The following is an 18626-nucleotide window of genomic DNA, read 5'->3' on the forward strand; positions in this document are numbered from 1 at the left end:
TCACCGCGACGGGCCGCGCTCGAGCGTCGCGACCGCCGACGTGCCGATGCGAAACAGCGCGGGATTCGGATCACGCACCGCGATCTTGACAGGGAAGCGTTGCGACACATGCACCCAGTTGATGCTGCGTTGCACACGGGGTAGCCCTTCGAGGACCAAACCTGCATCATCGGGCAGCACGCCATAGCCGATCGAATCCACCACCCCCGCGAAGCGCTGGCCCGTATCGCTCATCAGATACAGCGAAGCCGGCGTGCCCGGCTGGATGTTCTTCAGCTCGGTCTCGCGGAAGTTCGCGACGACATACCAGTGCCGTGTATCGATCAGCGTGAAAACCGGTTTGAGCGCGGACGCGAACTGCCCGACCGTCGTGCGTAGCGAGGCGACTCGCCCGTCGAACGGCGCGCGCACCTCGGTGAATTCCAGATTCAGCTGCGCGATAGCGATCTGCGCTTGCACCTCGGCACGCTGGGCGACGAGCGCGTCGACGCCGCTCACGGCCGCTTGCGCCTGCTGGGATTGCAGCATCGCCGCATTCAAATCCGCCTGCGCCGAGCGCTGCGCGGTGCGCGCGCGATCGACTTCCTCCGCCGAGGTATAGCCTTGCGCTAGCAACGGCTCCGTGCGCCGCAGCGTGTCGGCCGCCTGATTCGCCACTGCCCGGGCGCGCTCGACCGCCGCCTGCACCGACTCCGCGTTGTACTGCTGCGCGTTGACCGTGCGCTGGGTCAGCGCGATCTGCCTGTTCAGCGCGTCGAGACGGGCGCGAGCCTGATCGAGCGCGGCTTGGTATGGACGCGGATCGATCCGCAGCAACAGATCGCCCTGCTTGACGAGCTGATTGTCCCGGACCGGCAACTCGACGATCCTGCCACTCACCTCGGGCACCACGTTGATGGTGTCGGCGTACACGTAGGCGTCGTCCGTGCTGGGCGAGCGATCGGTCCGCCACAGCACGACACCGACCAATACCACGGCGATCAGGACGATCGCCAATGCCGGGAGCCGGCTCTTGCGCGAAGCGCGAGCATTGTCATTCATGAGCGGTACGCGCGATCAGTGAGAGAAGAAAATCAGCCACGCAGCCATCGCGAACAGCGCGCAAAGCGCCGGATAGCTGACCGCGACCGGCTCAAGCACGCCGCGCGCACCGCGGCGGCCGAGCGCGACATGGACGATCACCGTGCCCGCGACGCCGCCGACGATGCAAAACAGCCAGTCGGGGAACGCGGCGCCGAAAACGGGAATTGACGGCGCGAACGTGCAACCGCCGAGCAGCAAGCCGACGGCCGTCAGCGTGACGAGCCTGAGTGGGTTCGATAGGGCCATTGATCAAATACCCGCATCGCGGGTATGCAAAGACTGAGTGAGCCTCCGCCATTGGGCGGCAATTAAACAGCGCCGGTCCGGCGCCGCCCGTTACGAGTTCGCTGGAGCCGCACGACGCACGGCCGCAGCCCCTGGATCGGGCGAGCAATCGATCAAGCCGTGCTGGCCGGACGGTCACTCGAATGAGATCGTAACCGTCCGCCGACGCGTGATAAATTGTCAAAAAGCACAAATCGATTTGGATCAACTAACAAACGCGACCTCCCGTTTCGCATGCGTTCTGCCCGCGACACGGGTCCAATGCCGGCGGCATTGCACCTTCGGCCGCCTCGATATGCCCGTTCATCTCCTGGTTAATTCACCGTGCCGTCTACTGCACCGAATATCAGCAAGCGACTGCACCGCAGGATCGCAGCCCTCGCAACGGACCCGTCGGTCATCGTCGAACGCGTTTACGCGTCACTGATGAAGCTGGACGGATATCAGGCGCTGGCGCCCGCCGTGAGGGATGACATTCTGAGATCAGTCGCCAGATCGGCAGACCTGTGGTTTGCGCTGCTGCTCGCGGGTGCGACGCCAGCCGACGACGCGATGGCGGAAGCCGAGAATTCCGCCCGACGGCGCGTGCACCAGCAGGTTCCGTTGCAGTCGATCCTGCGCGCATTCCAGCTCGGCGCGCGGGAAATCTGGCATGCGTGCACGGAACTCGCGAAAGTGGACAAGGCACTAGCCGGCGAGATGCTGTTCGTAATTTCCCCGTTCTTGTTCGACCATTTCGACGATATGGCGCAAGTCTTCACGAACGCCTACGTCGGCGAGCAATTCAAGCAGGAACGCTGGCGCGATTCTATCGTCCAGCAGCTCTATGCAGTGGTGTTTCATGCGCCGAGCGACCATGCGAGCTTCGCGGACGCCATTCATGCGCTGGGGCTCGACGCCACCGTCCCGCGCCTGGCGCTGACGATCGATGCGGCGCTCGACAAGCTCCCGCCCGAACTGCGCAACAGGGAAATCGACCGGCTCACGTTGAGCGTCGCGCGGCATTTTCAGGTGCCGCCGGAGACGCTCGTCGAGGTGCTGCATCACGGTCGCGCCGTTTTCTGGATTCCGTGCGGGCGCGGCGAGACGATCAGCCGATGCGACCGCACCGCCTACGAATGCGCGCAAAAAATTGGCGCGGCCGAGCAAGGCATTCGTGCGATCGGAGTCGGCCTGATGAACCAGGGTGCGGCCGGCTGGGCGGCGTCCGCGACCGAGGGGCTCAGGGCGATCGAGCATGCGCCACGCGGCGCGATTGCGGGGAAGGTTTATTGCTATTCGTCGATTGCGCTGGAAGAAAGCGTGCGAAGCACGGCGAACGTATTGCGCTACCTCGTTTCGCTGATCGAGCAGTTGGACAATGAACCCGAGCTGCTCGCCACACTGACCACTTATTTCGTGCAAGGCCGGCGCCGTCGTACGACTGCCGAGGCGCTGGGTATTCACCCGAACACGCTAAATTACCGGCTCGAACGCATCGAAAAGATGCTCGGCGCGTCGCTCGACGACGCCGGGTGGATCGCGAAGCTCGATATCGCCATCAGCCTGCGCCAGCGCGAGCCCGGGGGCGGTCCTGTTTGAACGGCGCTTGTTTTGCATCGTCTGCATTCTCGTGGGCGAAGTCCAAAGCCTGCCTGTTCGCGGCGCACGGCATGGACCTCAAGGCATGGCTATCGGACGCGGTCTGCGTAGAGGAAATCTCCAACGCCATTCACGTTAAATGGCATCGCCGTTTGGATCGATACTCGGAGCTTTGCGACGACAAGCTCGAGAGCGGCTCGGCAGGGCCTATGATACGGTCCGGATGTCGCTCGTTGGCGGCTATCGCACTACGGCTTCCGTTGTGCTTGGCTGCGACTCAGAGGTCTGAGCCACGGCGCCGCATGTGAAGCTGCACAAAGCCGTTCGCGCCAATAGATCACCATGCGGGCGCCGGCACGGCGGCTTCATCGCGCGCATGCCGCCACCAGTCTTCCGACAGTCATGACCGCTTGTTCTATTTCGCTGGACCACGGATAGCTGTAGTTGAGCCTGATGAAGTTTCTATAGCTGTCCGAGACCGAAAACATATAGCCCGGGCCGATTGTAATGCCCTCATCGAGGGCGAACCGATACAGCTTCATCGAGTCGACCTCGGTCGGCAACTCGACCCAGAGCACGTAGCCGCCGGCCGGATTGGAAATTCGCGTACCGTCGGGGAAGAAGCGCGTGACCATTACCTTCATCAGCTTCGCCTGCTGTTCGTAGCTCTTTCTTACGCGCCTGAGGTGGTGCTCGTAACCGTCCTTCTCGAGAAACCGGGCGATGGCCCGCTGAGGAATGGAAGGCGTGGTCAAGGTATTCAGAAACTTGAGCTTCTCAACCTGGTCGCGATAGCGACCAGGCATCGCCCATCCGATGCGGTACGCCGCCGTCACGCTTTTCGAGAACGATGAGCAATGCAGGACGAGTCCTTTCTTGTCGTACTCTTTCAACGTCGTCGGATAGCTGCTGCCGAAGTACAGCTCGTTACAGACCGCGTTCTCGATCACCGGGATGTTGACCTTCGTCAGCAAATCCACCAGTTCCCGCTTGCGCTCGTCAGGCATCCGGAACCCTAGTGGGTTTTGGAAATTCGGCATGACCATGCAGGCGGCGATGGTTTGCGTATTCACGATCGTGGCGAGCGCGCCGACGTCGATGCCGTACTCGGGATGCGTCGGCACCTCGATAGCCCGCATGCCCAGGCGCTCGATCGCATGAAGCATGGCATAGAACGTGGGGGACTCGACCGCGATTACGTCGCCAGCTTTCGCGACGGCCTGCAGACACAGATTGATCGCCTCCGTCGCACCGATGGTGATGACAATCTCGTTCGGATCGACTGCAATGCCATTCTCGATATAGCGGCGAGCGATCTGCCTGATCAGGTTCGGGTTCCCCGGAGGCAACGCATCAGTCACGCCCCAGAGGCCCTTGTCCCTGCCGGCCGCGTAGGCGTAGCGATTGATCTTGTCGGAGGGAAAGAGACCGGGGTCCGGATAGGGAGAGCCAAGCGGCACGGCATCGTCGCGCCCGATCGAACGCAAAGTCGAAAGTACCAGCCGGCTGACATCGACCGACGTCGAAATCGCGATGGGCTTGGTTGTCTTCAGTTCGAGCGCGTTTCGATCGCTGCCGCCGGGATGCGATCGCACGAAATAGCCCGACTGCGGACGGCTCTCCAGAACGCCCCGGCTTTCGAGAAGCAAGTATGCGCGAATGACCGTCGTGACACTGATGCTGTGTTGCTGGCTGGCCTGCCGTACCGACGGCACCTTGTCCCCGCGGCGAAATACGCCTTGTCTGACGAGATTTTCGATATCGTCTGCGAACCGTTCGTACAGTTTCACCGTGCCTCTCCGCCGGTCAGCCATGGGACAAGTTGTGCATCGCAACCCTGTTCAACTCGCGATAGCGGCTCCTCGGCGAACCGAGCACAGTGCCCTGCTGGTCGAGATGCTAACAGAACCGTACTCTCTGCCGTTCTATGGTTTTTGAAAGGATGAAGCAATGACATGTAACCGCGAGGCTGAACGTGTCGTCAGAGGAGCCTCTCAGCTTTTTAAGTGTGTGCCGGAGTTCATAAGACGATTACCGAAACTACGTCCCATGGCCGAACCAACTCTCACCGAGAAAAGCAAGAATCGGAAGGCCCGGGAGCTGTTCCCCGCTGGACTGATCGATAAACCGCTGGCGCAGATCCAGCACACGGATGCCAAGGTCGGTTATCGGCGGATCGAGCTTGGCCGGCCAACCAATGAAGTAACTAGCCGAGCGCATGCTGGCGGCGGCGCTTGCGCGTCAGCACTAAAGCGACGCGCAGATGCTGGCAGCCACGCCGCGAGCAGCGACCATTGCCTCGCGGCTTTCCGCGTCGCAGCAGCACCACCGAGTTCGTGCACGCCAGCCTTGCTCGCGGGCCGTCACCGGTCATCGCGCGAAGGCACCAAATCAGGTCTGGTCGTGGGACATCGCCTGGATGCCGGCGGCGGTCAAGAGGGAGTATTACTACGGGTACATGGTGTTGGACGTGTCCAGCCGCAAAATCGTTGGCCACGTCCGGAGCGCACGCCCCCGGCCGAATTGAAGCTGTGCGCGTGAAGTGACATGACAAATACGTTGACACACACCGGTCCCTGGCCGATATCGATCGTGCGGCTTGCGGACCGCGCCGGTTCAGATTTTGGCGCGGTCAACGTGACCGCGACAGCAGCGATAACAATGCGAACGCGCCGCCGCTGTCAGAAAGCGCGGCAAGCAGCGTCGTCGCCGCCCCTTCCTTGCCGCGCCTTCGCCCTCAATGTCCTGCATAGATTGAACGCTCGCTGACATAGGTCGCAACCGGCGCGCCCGAGTCCGAGCTGCCCTTCATCGACACGCCGCCAACTGCGGCACTTGCCGGCGCCGCATTCTGAACCTGCTGTTGCGCGACGATGGCCTCGGCACGTTGAATGTCATCAGGATAGTAGGGATCCGAAGCCACAGGCCGATAACCCGCCTGCTCCAGACGAACGTAATCGGCCACTACCTGGGCGCGCGTCACGGGCGCATCGGCGGTCTGTGCGAACGCGGCCGCCGGAGCGGCGAGCGCGCAGGCAACGAGCAATGCGGAAGCAAGTGCTTTCATGATGTTCACCTCACAATGGATGGCCGCTGCATCGGAAGCGATGCCGCTTCAGCCGCCCTCGGCGATGTCGCGAGGGTTGGGCTGCATTCTGGCCGGGCGGCGCTGACCCCAAGCTGACTTGCTGATTACGAGTTCGTTATCTGGGCAGCACGTCCCGTACATGACAAATCCGTAATGTCGAGGTCAGCAGCGGGTAATCGCGAAATCCAGATACTTGCGCCAACCTTGCCGCCTCGAACGCGGCTCTCCCTGCCTCAACCCGGACAAGTCATGTGGATCGTCAAACTGGCTCTCAGACGGCCTTACACGTTCGTCGTGCTCGCCGTGCTGCTCTTCATCCTCGGCCCGCTCGCCATCATGCGCACGCCGACCGACATTTTTCCGAACATCAACATTCCCGTGGTCAGCATCGTCTGGAGCTACAACGGCTTCTCGGCCGAGGACATGGCGCATCGCATTACCTCGAACTACGAGCGCGCTCTCACCTCTGATGTAGACGACATCGAGCACATCGAATCGCAGTCGCTCAACGGCGTTTCGGTCGTGAAGGTGTTCTTTCATCCGGGTGCGGACATCAATCGCGCGATTGCCGAGGCGGCCTCGAATTCCGCGTCGATTCTGCGTGTCCTGCCGCCGGGCACGCTGCCGCCGAACATCATCACGTACAACGCCTCGACGGTGCCCGTGCTGCAACTGGGTCTTTCGAGCACGACCTTGCCCGAGCAGTCGCTTTACGATCTCGGCAACAGCTTCATCCGCACGCAGCTCGCCACGGTGCAAGGCGCGGCCGTGCCGCTGCCCTATGGCGGCAAGATCCGGCAGATCATGGTGCAGCTCGACCCGAAGGCGCTCCAGGCGAAGGGACTCGCGCCCATCGACGTGGTGAACGCCGTCAACGCGCAGAACCTCATCCTGCCCGGTGGCACCGCGAAAATCGGCTCGCGCGAGTACAACGTCGAGATGAACGGCAGCACGCAATCGGTGGCCGCGCTCAACGATCTGCCGATCAAGACCGTGAACGGCAGTGTCGTGTACGTACGCGACGTCGCACACGTGATCGACGGTTACGCGCCGCAGACCAATATCGTGCGTGCCGACGGCAAGCGCGCCGCACTTCTCACGGTGGAAAAAACCGGCAGCGCCTCGACCCTTACCATCATCGGTCAGGTCAAGGCGATGTTGCCGAAGATTGCAGCGGGATTGCCTCACGCGCTCAAGATCACGCCGCTCGGCGACCAGTCGGTGTTCGTGAAGTCGGCGATTACGGGCGTGGTGCGCGAGGCGCTCATTGCCGCGTGCCTCACTGCCGCGATGATCCTGCTCTTTCTCGGCAGCTGGCGCGCCACGCTCATCATTGCCGTGACGATTCCGCTTGCCGTGCTCACTTCGCTGATCGCGCTTTCGGCGCTCGGCGAAACCATCAACATCATGACGCTCGGCGGCCTCGCGCTCGCCGTCGGCATCCTCGTCGACGACGCGACGGTCGCGATCGAGAACATCACGCATCATCTCGAACGCGGCGCCCCGCTGCACGATGCCATCCTCAACGGCTCCGGCGAGATCGCCGTGCCGACGTTCGTCTCGACCCTGTCCATCTGCATCGTGTTCGTGCCGATGTTCCTGCTCTCCGGCGTCGCGCGGTATCTGTTCGTGCCGATGGCCGAGGCCGTGGTATTTGCCATGTGCGCCTCGTACTTCTTCTCGCGCACGCTGATTCCCACGCTTGCGATGTATCTGCTGCGGGCGCCCTCACGGCACACCGCACCGACACGAGGTATAAGCGGTGCATTGACGCGCTTCCAGGCGGGCTTTGAAAAGCGCTTCGAGGCACTGCGCAACCGCTATCGCAAGCTTCTGCAAGCCGCCATCGCGCAGCGCCGCCGCTTCGTCGTGCTGTGGCTCGCGCTCTGTGCTGGCTCGCTCGTGTTGTTGCCATTTACGGGCCGTGACTTCTTCCCGGCAGTCGATACCGGCGAGATCCGCCTGCATTTGCGTGCACCCACCGGCACGCGCATCGAGGAGACGGCCCGCATCACCGATGAAGTGGAAGCGAAAATCCGCAGCGTCATTCCGCCCGCTGAACAGGCCGCGGTGCTCGATAACATCGGCGTGCCGATAAGCGGCATCAACCTCACTTACGATTCCTCGGACCCCATCGGCCCCGAAGACTCGGACATCCTCATCACTCTCGCGCCGAAGCACAAGCCCACCGCGCAATACGTCGCGAAGCTGCGCAATGTGCTCGACGCGACGTTTCCGGGCGTCACCTTCGCGTTCCTGCCCGCCGACATCGTGAGCCAGATCCTGAACTTCGGCCTGCCCGCGCCGATCGACGTGCAGATCGTCGGCAACAAGCTCGCGCAGAACCGGCTCGTCGCGAACCGCCTGCTCGATCAGATGCGCGGCGTGCGCGGGCTCGTCGACGCGCGCATCCAGCAGCCCGGCGACGAGCCGACGATCAACGTGAACGTCGATCGCACCAAGGCCATGCAGGCCGGCCTCACGCAGCGCGACGTTGCACAGAACCTGCTGATCGCGCTTTCCGGCAGCTCGCAGACCACGCCGAATTTCTGGCTCGATCCGAACAACGGCGTGAGCTATCCCCTGATGGCCGAGGTGCCGCAATACGACATCCACTCGCTGCAGACGCTCGCCAATATTCCGGTAACCACGCCATCGGTGTCGGTCAATCCGCAGAACCAGCTCGGCACGCTGGGCACCATCTCGCGCAGTTCGCAAGAGGCGGTCGTCTCGCACTACAACGTGCAGCCCGTGCTCGACATTTTTGCGTCGACCCAGGGGCGCGACCTGGGCGGCGCCGCCTCGGACGTGAACCGCCTCGTCGCCGCCGCGCGGGCGCAGTTGCCGCCGGGCTCGTCGATCGTCATGCGCGGCCAGGTGCAGTCGATGAACGCCTCGTTCAGCGGCCTCGCCGCAGGCCTCGTGTTCGCGATTGCGCTCGTCTACCTGCTGATGGTCGTGAACTTCCAGTCGTGGCTCGATCCGCTCATCATCGTGAGCGGGCTGCCGGCTTCGCTGGCCGGCATCGCATGGATGCTGTTCGTCACGCAAACCACGCTCAGCGTGCCGGCGCTCACCGGCACGATCCTCTGCATGGGCATCGCGACGGCCAACAGCATTCTCGTCATCAACACAGCGCGTGAGTCGCTCGCCGCCGGCATGGCGCCGCTCGCCGCGGCGCTCGACGCGGGCTTCAATCGCTTTCGGCCCGTGCTGATGACGGCGCTCGCGATGCTGATAGGCATGCTGCCGATGGCGCTCGGTCTCGGCGACGGCGGCGAACAGAACGCGCCGCTCGGGCGCGCCGTGATCGGCGGTCTTGCCATCGGCACGCTGTCGACGCTCGTGTTCGTGCCCGTGGTGTTCGGCATGGTGCACGGCTGGCTCGAGAAGCGCCGCGGGGCGCGCGACGCCACAGACGATGCGCGCGCCACCGCAACCACTTACGTTGAATAAGGATCCCCAATGAAACCGCAAATCCCGCCCGAGGATCGCGCCGCGGAAGCACAGCCGGTCCCGCGCGCCGCGTCCGCAGCACGTCGTACAGGCATCGCCCTCGGCCTCGCCTGCCTCGCTGTAGCGTTTCTGACCGTCGGTATCGTGCCGCGCCTCGAAGCCCGCACGGCCCAGACACAACAGCTCGCGGCGCAACGTGAGCTGATCGTCTCGACTCTCACTCCTGCGCACGCGCCGGCGACGCAGGACCTGCTGCTGCCCGGCTCAATCATGTCTTGGGCCGATGCGTCGATCTATGCGCGCACGAGCGGCTATGTGCAGCACTGGTACGCGGATATCGGCGCGCACGTCAAGGCCGGCCAGACGCTCGCCCAGATCGACACGCCCGAGCTCGACGCGCAGCTTCAACAGGCGCGCGCCGACGTAGCGACTGCCGAGGCGAACTATCGCTTCGCGAGCAGCACGGCTGAGCGCTGGCAAACGATGCTGCAAACGCAATCGGTGTCGCAGCAGGACGCGCAGGCTAAGACGAGTGACGCCGCCGCCAGGCTCGCTACGCTCCAGGCGGCTCAGGCCAATGTGGCGCGCTTGCAAGAACTGGTCTCGTACCAGAAGGTGACGGCGCCGTTTGACGGCGTCATTACGGCGCGCAACGTTCAGGTGGGCGCGCTCGTCACGGCGGGCGGCACACCCGGCCTCGCCACGATGCCGGGCGAGCTGTTCCACATCGCCCAAACCGACCGGCTGCGCGTCTACGTCGACGTTCCCCAGGACGAGGCGAGCCACGTCGCCCCCGGCACCGCGGTGTGGGTGGCGACCCAGCAGTATCCGGGGCGCCGCTTCGACGCTAGCGTCGCCCGCAGCTCGAACGTGATCGACCCCGTGAGCCGCACGTTGCGCGTGGAAGTCGACGTCGACAACCCCGATCGCGCATTGATGCCCGGCGCCTACGCGCAGGTGCATCTCGCGCTCACCACTGCCACACCCGCGCTCGAGCTGCCCGTGAGCGCGCTGCTGTTCCGTCCGGACGGCGTGACGATCGCCGTGGTGAACGCACAGCACAAGGTGCAGCTCCGCAAGGTCACGATAGGCCGGGATTTCGGCACCTACGTCGAGGTCGCAACGGGACTCGCGGCAACCGATCGGGTGATCGACAATCCTGGCGACGCCATCGCCAACGGCGAAAGCGTGCGCGTGGCGGCAACGCCCGCAGCCGGCGGCAAAGCCTAGACGGTGAGGTCCATCATGTTCAACAGCCCTCGCACGTCACTGCGCACAATCGTCGCCGTATGCACGCTGGCCTCGCTCGCAGCGTGCACCACGCTGCCGCATTACAGCGTGCCCTCGGTCGAGGTGCCCGCGCACTATGCGACGCAATCCGCCGCCCCCGGCTGGGCGGTCGCCGCGCCCGCCGATGCCGACTCGCGCGGCCCCTGGTGGACGCTCTTCGGTGATAGGGAACTCGACCAGCTCGAAGCGCGCGTCGACGTGTCGAACCAGACCGTGCGCCAGGCCGTCGCCAACCTCGAAGCCGCGCGCGCGATGCTCGATTACCAGCGCGCGGGCTTCGCGCCCACCGTCACGGCCGGCGTGGCAGCGCAGCGTTACCGCACCTCGCAGAATCTGATCGACCATTCGCTCGCGGGCAAGACGGTTCCCGACTATTCGACGGGCGTTACGGCAAGCTGGGAGCCGGATCTGTTCGGGCGCGTGAAGGACGCCACCGTCGAGGCGCACGCCAACGCGCAAGCCACTGAGGCCGATCTCGAGTCGGTCCGGCTCTCGGTCGCGACCCAGCTTGCTTCACACTACTTCGCATTGCGCACGCTGGACCGACAAAAGAAGCTGCTCGACGACACCGTGACCGCCTACGCCGCCGCCCTGCGCATCGTGCAACAGCAGCTCGCCGACGGTGCGATCGACGCCTCTGCCGTCGCCCAGGCACAAACGCAACTCGAAAGCGCGCGCACGGCGGACAGTGACGTCGACGTGCAGCGCGCACAGCTTCAACACGCGATCGCGACGCTCGTCGGCGTACCCGCCTCGTCGTTCGCGCTGCCTGCGCAAGTCGAGCCGGTCGCCGCGCCGCCGATCCCGGCGGGCGTGCCCTCCGCGCTGCTCGAACGGCGCCCCGACATTGCCGCAGCCGAGCGGCGCGTGGCTGCCGCGAATGCGAGAATCGGTGAGGCGCATGCCGCCTTCTACCCTGACCTCACGCTGTCCGCTTCGGCCGGGCTAGAAAGCACGTTCTTCGCGCCTTGGCTCACCGCGCCGAGCCTGTTCTGGTCGCTTGGCTCGCAGCTCGCGGGCACGCTGTTCGACGGCGGCCGCCGCGACGCCATGCTCAAGGGCGCGAACGCGCAGTACGACGCGACCGTGGCCGGCTACCGGCAGACCGTACTCACGGCGTTCCAGCAGGTCGAAGACAATCTGAGCACGCTGCACACGCTAGCCAGTGAAGCCGAAAGCCAGCGGCGCGCAACGGCCGCCGCGCAACTGTCGCTCAAGCTCACGACCAATCGCTACCACGCAGGCGCGGTGGATTATCTCGACGTGGTGACGGCCCAGACCATCGCGCTGTCGAATGAGCGAAACGAAGAGCAGATCGCCGGACGACGGCTCGATGCGAGCGTGCGTCTGCTCGAAGCACTGGGCGGCGGATGGGACCGCGCGTCTTTGGCCGACCCGAGTACAACCCCTATATCCGCGCGAACGTCAGGATGAAGCGCGTGCCTGTCGCATCGCTTTCGGCGCGCGCCGAGCCGCCGTGCAGGGTCATGATCGTGCGCACGATCGCGAGCCCGAGCCCGGCAGAAGCACCCGCGTGCGGTTCGTTGTGGCGCGAAGCGTCGGCGCGATAGAAGCGGTCGAAGATGCGTTCCAATAGCGCGGCGTCGATCGGCGGACCCGGATTCGACACGGTGACTTCCACCGCCGCGTGCGTCTCGCTGACGCTCAGCGTGATCTCCCGACCGCGCGGCGTATAGCGTAACGCATTGGCGAGCAGGTTGCCGACGGCGCGCTTGAACAGCTCCTTGTCCGCGCGCAGGCGCCCCCGGCCCTCGACGCGAATATGGACGCCCGCGTCGTCCGCAAGACCTTCGAAATAGTCGGCGATCTTCGAGAGCGCCTCCCCGGCGTCGAACTCGGCGAGCGTCGTCATGAACTGCGGGTGCTCCGCGCGGGCCAGAAAGATCACGCTCTCGATCATGCGGGACAGCCGTTCGCACTCTTCGAGATTTGATTCGAGCAGCGCCTCATATTCGGCCGTGCTGCGCGCGCGAGACAGCGCAACTTCGGTCGCGCCGCGCAGGTTGCCGAGCGGCGTGCGCATGTCGTGCGCGAGATCCGCCGTGTATTGCGACATGCGCTGGAAGCCGCCGTACAGACGGTCGAGCATCGCGTTGAGCGATTTCGCGAGTGCTTGCAGCTCGCTCGGCGCGCGCTCGATTTCGATCGGCGTGTCGAGCCGGTCGACCGTGACCGTGGCGGCCCGCGCCGCCATCTCGCGCAGCGGGCGCAGGGACTCGCGTACGAGCAGCCAGCTCATCAGGAACGCGAGCAGCATGCCCGCGAAACCGAACACGTAGAGCCGCTCGCGATAGCGATCGAGCAGCAGCCAGCGGTCCGTCATGTCGCGCGCGATGACGATGGTTACCGGCGTTCCGTCGGTGAGCGCCGCTTGCGTGGCGAGTCCGCGCACCGGAACGCCACGCGCGTTGTGCCATTCGACCACGTCGCCTTCGGTAATGCGTTGCGCCGAGCCGAGACGCCGCGCGAGCGCGGCTTGCGCAAATCCCGCATCGGCGATGCTTTGCGTGTTGTGCTCGATCAGTTGCGCGCCGCCCGCGTCGAGTATTTTCATGGATAGTGCGGCATGGCCGAGCACCTGACTCGTCAGCCGCTCGGCGTGCTCCCGCACGTCCTGCGCGCTGTGCAGTTCCTCCGCAAGGCGGCGCGTATGCCGCGAGATCAGCACGATATCGAGATCGTCCTGCCGCTTGACCTCGCGATCGAGAGTGAAATACAGCGTGCTGCCTACCAGCGCGAACACGGCCAGCGTCGTGCCGGCAAAACTCAGCGCAAGGGTGGCGGTCAGCGAACGCACGGCCATCAGGCGGGATCTCTGATTTCGGCCACGTAGCCCACGCCGCGCACCGTGTGGATCAGCTTGACCGGATATTCGTCGTCTACTTTGGAGCGCAGGCGACGAATGGCGACTTCGACGACGTTCGTGTCGCTATCGAAGTTCATGTCCCACACGTACGAGGCAATCTGCGTGCGCGTGAGCACTTCGCCCTGGCGGCGCACGAGCAGTTGCAGCAGTGAGAACTCCTTCGGCGTGAGGTCGATGCGCGCAGCGCCGCGCTTTACTCGCCGGCGCGTGACGTCGACTTCGAGATCGCCGAGCGCCAGCACGTCGCTCTCGCGCGGCGGCCCGCGTCGCGCGAGCGTGCGCACGCGCGCGAGCAGTTCGACGAACGCGAAAGGCTTGACGAGGTAGTCGTCGCCGCCCAGCTCCAGGCCTTTTACGCGGTCGTTGACGTCGTCGCGCGCGGTGAGGAACAGCACTGGCGTGGTGTGCGTCGCGCGTAGCACCTTGAGCACCGCCCAGCCGTCCATGGAAGGCAGCATCACATCGAGCACGATCACGTCGTACGCCGCATCCTTCGCGAGGATCAGGCCTTCCGCGCCGTCCGCCGCAACGTCCACAGCGTAGCCGGATTCCTCGAAACCCTTCTTCAGGTATGCGGCCGTCTTTGGCTCGTCTTCTATCACGAGAATGTGCATCGCAGTTCGGTTTTCAGTGTGCCCGCCTCAATTGTATGCGCTCCTTCGCTGCGGCTGCCATGACTGCGCGCTCGCGATGGATGAGCGTATGTTCCCTCGGGTGGTTACAGGCCACCTGCAATTAAAGCCCACCGCGAGATCGAAACTCAAGCCTGTGCAGTTCGACGGACCGATTTACGCTGATTTCCGCATCGGATTCCGATGCTTGCACCCGATAGTGCGGAAGCACAAAGTCGTTGAAGCTGCGAGCCGCAGTTGGCACAAGGCGACGGTTCGAGTTGACACTCCAGAAGCTACGGTTGTCGTCAACCAACTCGTAGTTCTGAGTCGTCGCATGCGCACACGATCTCGACCGACTTGAGCAGGCGCTGCGTCGCCGGTACTGGAACTAACTCTGGCCTTCGCCGCGCACGGCGCCAATCCTTGACTGGCCCTGTGATCGAGTGCATTGCTGCGTGGCTTGCAATCGTACATCTACCGCTTTCGCGAGTAGCTTGAATGCCGCAACGGATCCTGTCGTGGAGAGCAGCATCGGCACGAGCATGTCGTGGCCTGCCCGCGTGAATTCGACCATCAGGACGATCGCTGTGAGTGGCATTTGCATCGAAGCGGCGAGAAATGCGCCTGCGCCCACAACCGCAAACTCACCCGGTGACGTGCCCGGCCAGATCATGTTCCAAAGACCACCCAGCACGACGGCCAGCAGTGCCCCGTTCGTCAGGCCAGGCGTCAGCAGGCCGCCTTCAGCGCCCGCGCGCAGACTGCTCACCTCGATTGCCACTTTTAGTACCAGCAGTGTCGCTGCAAGCCCGATAGTGAGATCGCTATCAAAAGAAAGTCCGGCAGGCCCTTTGCCGTTGCCTGCCAGTTGCGGATACAGGAGCACCAGGACGCCGATCAGCATGAAGTTCAGCGATGCGCAGAGCGGCAGGCGTGCATCCTTCGGCGCGCGCGCGCGGGCCTGCCCCGTCAGCCTGACGAAGCACCATGCAGCAAGCCCGAAGAACGGTCCGCAGACCAGGGACCACACGAATAGAGGCGCACTCAGCACCAGTTGCGGTACCGCATATTGATGCTCATTGCCAAGTCCAATCCATGCCGTCACGGCCGCGAGTGCGGAAGTGAACAGTGCGAGGACCGACACGCGCCACTCGAATGTTCCGAGGAGGACTTCGAGCACGAACAGCGCACCCCCCAACGGCACGTTATACACGGCAGCCAGGCCAGCACCGGCCCCGCATGCGACCATGACGCGCTGGTCCGTCACCGACAGTCCCGCACGTTGCGCGATCCAGCCGCTCCACAGCGCGCCGACCTCGCGTGGCGCCACTTCGCGTCCGAGCGGCGAGCCCAGGGCGACCGTGATGATCTGCAATAGGGCATGCGCCAGCGTGCTTGACGCCGGCATGCGCGGATCTTCAGAGCGCACCGCCTCCCGGATGCTGACGAGCGGACGTCCCCAACGATAAAGCGCCCACCATCCGAAGCCGGCAACCGCGCCGCAAAGCGCAAATGCCATGAGTCGACGGCTGTATGATGCGGCGCTCACGCCGCTCAAAAAGCTTTCTGTGCTGATCACCCGACCGAGGCTGTAGCCATAAGCCAAATGCTGGACCGCGTGGAGCAACAGCGCCAGAAACATGCCGCTCAATCCGGCACCGACGCCCAGTCAGTGCGGCAACGGCGAGAAGCCGCGCGTAACGGGTTAACGGACGGTCTGAAATTGGAGAGGTGTTCATTGCACTGGGCCAGATAAGGATGACTATGATTGTATTCGCGCTAATGCACGCATTAGATGAAATAGACGACGCCACTCATTCACGCTCCGCATTGCCTTATCGACTTGCGGACCAAAGCACGAGGCGCCGTCAGGCAGTGCGACAAACAATTTGTCGTGCAGAAGTCCGCGATAAGACACGATGTTCAACCTCGTACGGCATTGCGACACCCAATGCTGCAAACAATGCGACGTTTCTATCTTTGCCGAGATGTGACCACGAAGCTTTTCACGCTATCTTTGTCCCCTCCTGAACAACAACAATAGAATCATCGGGAACGGCAGGCTGAGCAGCATCACTATCCACATGAGAACGTAGACTGACTGTACCCCGTCACTCTGAAGATTGACATATAGCTTGATTGGAACGCCTTGTGGGAAATACGAAAAGACGGATACGATGCCGAACTCCCCGACGATGCGCAGCAAGAAATGATTGCGGCCGCGGCGATTTCCCTGGGTGCAAGAGGAAGGCTCACATGGCGGAAGGTCTGCCACTCTGCACAGCCCAGATTTTGGGCGGCCTCCTCAAGGATATAAGCGAAACGCCGAGACCCGCGAGAAGTCGACCGACGGATCCGTAGGGCCCGTAAGCGGAAACAAGTAATATTCCCGTCGGAAGAGAAGGCATCAAAAGAGAAAACAGAACGAGCGATTCGACTGCCTTCCCGAGCCCCGAGTCCCGTTCGCGCCAGCCACACCGACAACGGCGTGCCGAGCGCGAAAATAACGACCATGGCGAAGGCACTCAACGTCACCGATACCTTGACTGCGTGCCAATCGCCGTTAGCGGGCTCGGACTCCGCCCATCGGGTCTGTCCGATCAGCGACAGCAAGGGCCAGGCTAACAGCACGAGCGAAGGAAGCGGAAGTACCCACTCCGATGCACGAAAGCGTTTTTCACGCCGACTCAGGATATGCCCAACCACGATGTCAGTAGAGCGGATCGCCTTTTGGTCGCCCATATCCGTACTGTCTGAATAGCCCCTGTCCTTCCGGACTTGAGACAAAGTCCACGAACTTCATTGCCTCCAATCCATCCGGCGCGTTCTTCAGCGCAGCCGCGTAAAAAACGAAAGGCTGCGGCCGAAGCGTTTGCATCAATCCGGTTGCATCCTGATAGCTTGATCATTGCGAGGCTGTGTCATGAATGTAGGCTGGAGCTGAAGTCGAAAGCTATTGCGCACCATCAGGTGACTGTTTGCCGCAGCTCGCGAGTTTCCAATGGAATTGGAACTTGATGCGAGTTCAGGCTCGCACGAGAATCACTTCTCCGACGATGACATTGCCGCCCCTTCTTCCCCGGTAATTCACTTGTCCTTCGCTGAATACAGGACCGAAAGCAACGCCGGGATCATCTTGCACGTCCGACTATATCGACAACGCGGCTGCGTCGGCACGTACAGTTTTCGTGACGAAAGAGGGGTACAGATTACCGGCACAGATTTTAGCGAACGGTCAAACTGCTTCATGCGCCGCGAACCTGAGGACAAAGCCCGAACGCGTGCAGGCGAGCACGGAGACGGTTTAGCGGTCGTCGCTGGCGAGGTACGCACGCTTGCGCAGCGTGGCGGTGGCGGCGAACGAAATCAAGGAACTCATCGGCAACTCGACAGCGCGTGGCGGATGGCTGGCGGCTCGTCGGCAAGGCGGGTGAGACGATCAGCCAGGTTGGTACCGCAGTACGCCGGGTGACGGCCATCATGAACGATATCGCGACGGCTTCCGCCGAACGCGACTGTATCGAAGAAGTGAATCGCGCGGTGTCGCAATTCGACGAAATGTCCCAGCAGACCGCAGCGCTGGTCGAGCAGGCCGCGGCCGCCGCGGCGTCACTTAAAGAGCAGACCGAGTGCTGAAGATCGCGACTGGGCGATTCCAATTGCGTCGAGTTACGGTGCGACACGGGGCATGCCGGCGACCGTGTGATACGCCAAGTCGCTGGCCCAAATCGCAGTCCCGAGAAGTGCTTTCACATAGACTTACACATTTCGCGCGACGTGCTGTCCACCAAATGTGTGAATGAGGCGTTTCCAAGCAGGGAATATCCCCTTATTTGAAAAGACTTGAACATGATGAAAATTAAAAAACTTCCGGTACTCGTGTGCGCTCTTTTCGTCGCCAATGTCGCTTTTGCCGACGAACTGCATGACAAGGCAATGGCTGCAACGCACGATCTGCAACAATCCATTAGTGAAATGCATGTCATTCAACAGGAACACGGCGATGAGTTTGGCGGCCACATGGCTCGTGCTGAACAATTGGCCGAACAAGCGGAGCACGAGCGTGATGCGGCCTTGAAATACTATCGGGAAAGTCATCCCGGCTGGCAGTAAGCTACCAGGGACGGGAGCTATATTGTTGCCCGGTCCTTCCGTTGTAAACCCCCCGTACCCGGGGGTGCCGCGACTCGGCTAGAGTCACCTGCGCGGGTGACTCGGCAGGCATATGTCTCAACGGCTCGAAAATGCGGCTGTGGCCATGGCCGCGCGAAAGTCTGCTGTCCGGTGCGTATTCGACGCCCGGCCTTTAGAGCGGTGATAGTGGCGAATGGCGCGTCGTGGC

The 18626-nt window shown here is 63.0% G+C and carries 12 protein-coding genes and 3 pseudogenes; 7 read left to right on the forward strand and 8 right to left on the reverse strand.

Going from position 1 to position 18626, the window contains the following annotated elements; all coding sequences use genetic code 11:
• Together mdtN and QFZ91_RS08385 are read right to left on the reverse strand one after the other, a co-directional pair.
• Positions 1 to 1041: a multidrug transporter subunit MdtN gene (gene mdtN, locus QFZ91_RS08380; protein ID WP_429566938.1), complete on the reverse strand. Its 1041-nt coding sequence runs from the start codon at positions 1039 to 1041 to the stop codon at positions 1 to 3.
• A 15-nt stretch (positions 1042 to 1056) separates the two neighbouring features.
• Positions 1057 to 1329, reverse strand: coding sequence for a YtcA family lipoprotein (locus QFZ91_RS08385; RefSeq protein ID WP_176108802.1), 273 nt, complete (start codon positions 1327 to 1329; stop codon positions 1057 to 1059).
• A 465-nt stretch (positions 1330 to 1794) separates the two neighbouring features.
• Between QFZ91_RS08385 and QFZ91_RS08390 the strand changes: the two genes are divergently transcribed.
• Positions 1795 to 2949 carry a PucR family transcriptional regulator gene (locus QFZ91_RS08390; protein WP_429566939.1) on the forward strand — a complete coding sequence of 385 codons (1155 nt, stop codon included), beginning with the start codon at positions 1795 to 1797 and terminating at the stop codon, positions 2947 to 2949.
• 365 nt (positions 2950 to 3314) lie between these two features.
• Here the strand turns inward: QFZ91_RS08390 and QFZ91_RS08395 are convergent, their stop codons facing one another.
• Entirely contained in the window at positions 3315 to 4739 is a 1425-nt protein-coding gene (locus QFZ91_RS08395) for a PLP-dependent aminotransferase family protein (RefSeq protein ID WP_429566940.1), read from the reverse strand.
• A gap of 518 nt (positions 4740 to 5257) precedes the next feature.
• On the opposite strand from QFZ91_RS08395, the pseudogene QFZ91_RS08400 reads away from it, so the two are divergent.
• A pseudogene (locus QFZ91_RS08400) lies at positions 5258 to 5446 on the forward strand (IS3 family transposase); the annotation flags it as partial.
• Between the two features lie 240 nt (positions 5447 to 5686).
• Here QFZ91_RS08400 and QFZ91_RS08405 read toward each other — a convergent pair.
• Positions 5687 to 6016, reverse strand: coding sequence for a DUF4148 domain-containing protein (locus tag QFZ91_RS08405; RefSeq protein ID WP_429485563.1), 330 nt, complete (start codon positions 6014 to 6016; stop codon positions 5687 to 5689).
• A 270-nt stretch (positions 6017 to 6286) separates the two neighbouring features.
• Here QFZ91_RS08405 and QFZ91_RS08410 point away from each other — a divergent pair, with 270 nt between their 5' ends.
• The 3 genes from QFZ91_RS08410 to QFZ91_RS08420 are packed head-to-tail and all read left to right on the forward strand — an operon-like array spanning position 6287 to position 12217.
• Positions 6287 to 9493, forward strand: a complete 3207-nt coding sequence (locus tag QFZ91_RS08410) for an efflux RND transporter permease subunit (RefSeq protein WP_429566941.1) — start codon at positions 6287 to 6289, stop codon at positions 9491 to 9493.
• A gap of 9 nt (positions 9494 to 9502) precedes the next feature.
• Positions 9503 to 10723, forward strand: coding sequence for an efflux RND transporter periplasmic adaptor subunit (locus QFZ91_RS08415; RefSeq protein WP_429566942.1), 1221 nt, complete (start codon positions 9503 to 9505; stop codon positions 10721 to 10723).
• 15 nt (positions 10724 to 10738) lie between these two features.
• The gene (locus tag QFZ91_RS08420; RefSeq protein WP_429566943.1) at positions 10739 to 12217 is read left to right on the forward strand and encodes an efflux transporter outer membrane subunit; all 1479 of its coding nucleotides are present in this window, start codon (positions 10739 to 10741) and stop codon (positions 12215 to 12217) included.
• Here QFZ91_RS08420 and QFZ91_RS08425 read toward each other — a convergent pair.
• The 4 genes and pseudogenes from QFZ91_RS08425 to QFZ91_RS08440 all read right to left on the reverse strand — a co-directional run bounded on the left by QFZ91_RS08425 (position 12192) and on the right by QFZ91_RS08440 (position 17162).
• Positions 12192 to 13607 (reverse strand): heavy metal sensor histidine kinase, encoded by a 1416-nt coding sequence (locus tag QFZ91_RS08425; RefSeq protein WP_429566944.1) that lies wholly within the window; start codon positions 13605 to 13607, stop codon positions 12192 to 12194. The two genes, QFZ91_RS08420 and QFZ91_RS08425, sit on opposite strands and share 26 nt — an antisense overlap.
• Positions 13607 to 14284, reverse strand: a complete 678-nt coding sequence (locus tag QFZ91_RS08430; protein WP_429566945.1) for a heavy metal response regulator transcription factor — start codon at positions 14282 to 14284, stop codon at positions 13607 to 13609. Before QFZ91_RS08430 ends, QFZ91_RS08425 begins: the two co-directional genes overlap by 1 nt.
• Before the next feature lie 388 nt (positions 14285 to 14672).
• Positions 14673 to 16023 (reverse strand): annotated as a pseudogene (locus tag QFZ91_RS08435) (chloride channel protein).
• Positions 16024 to 16994: 971 nt separating this feature from the next.
• Positions 16995 to 17162, reverse strand: a complete 168-nt coding sequence (locus QFZ91_RS08440) for a substrate-binding domain-containing protein (RefSeq protein WP_176108813.1) — start codon at positions 17160 to 17162, stop codon at positions 16995 to 16997.
• A gap of 402 nt (positions 17163 to 17564) precedes the next feature.
• On the opposite strand from QFZ91_RS08440, the pseudogene QFZ91_RS08445 reads away from it, so the two are divergent.
• Together QFZ91_RS08445 and QFZ91_RS08450 are read left to right on the forward strand one after the other, a co-directional pair.
• Positions 17565 to 17949: pseudogene (locus QFZ91_RS08445) on the forward strand (methyl-accepting chemotaxis protein); the annotation flags it as partial.
• Between the two features lie 184 nt (positions 17950 to 18133).
• Positions 18134 to 18397, forward strand: a complete 264-nt coding sequence (locus QFZ91_RS08450) for a hypothetical protein (protein WP_429566946.1) — start codon at positions 18134 to 18136, stop codon at positions 18395 to 18397.
• Positions 18398 to 18626: the final 229 nt, after the last annotated feature.

This window comes from Paraburkholderia sp. JPY419, assembly GCF_050435705.1.
Lineage (GTDB): Bacteria > Pseudomonadota > Gammaproteobacteria > Burkholderiales > Burkholderiaceae > Paraburkholderia > Paraburkholderia youngii.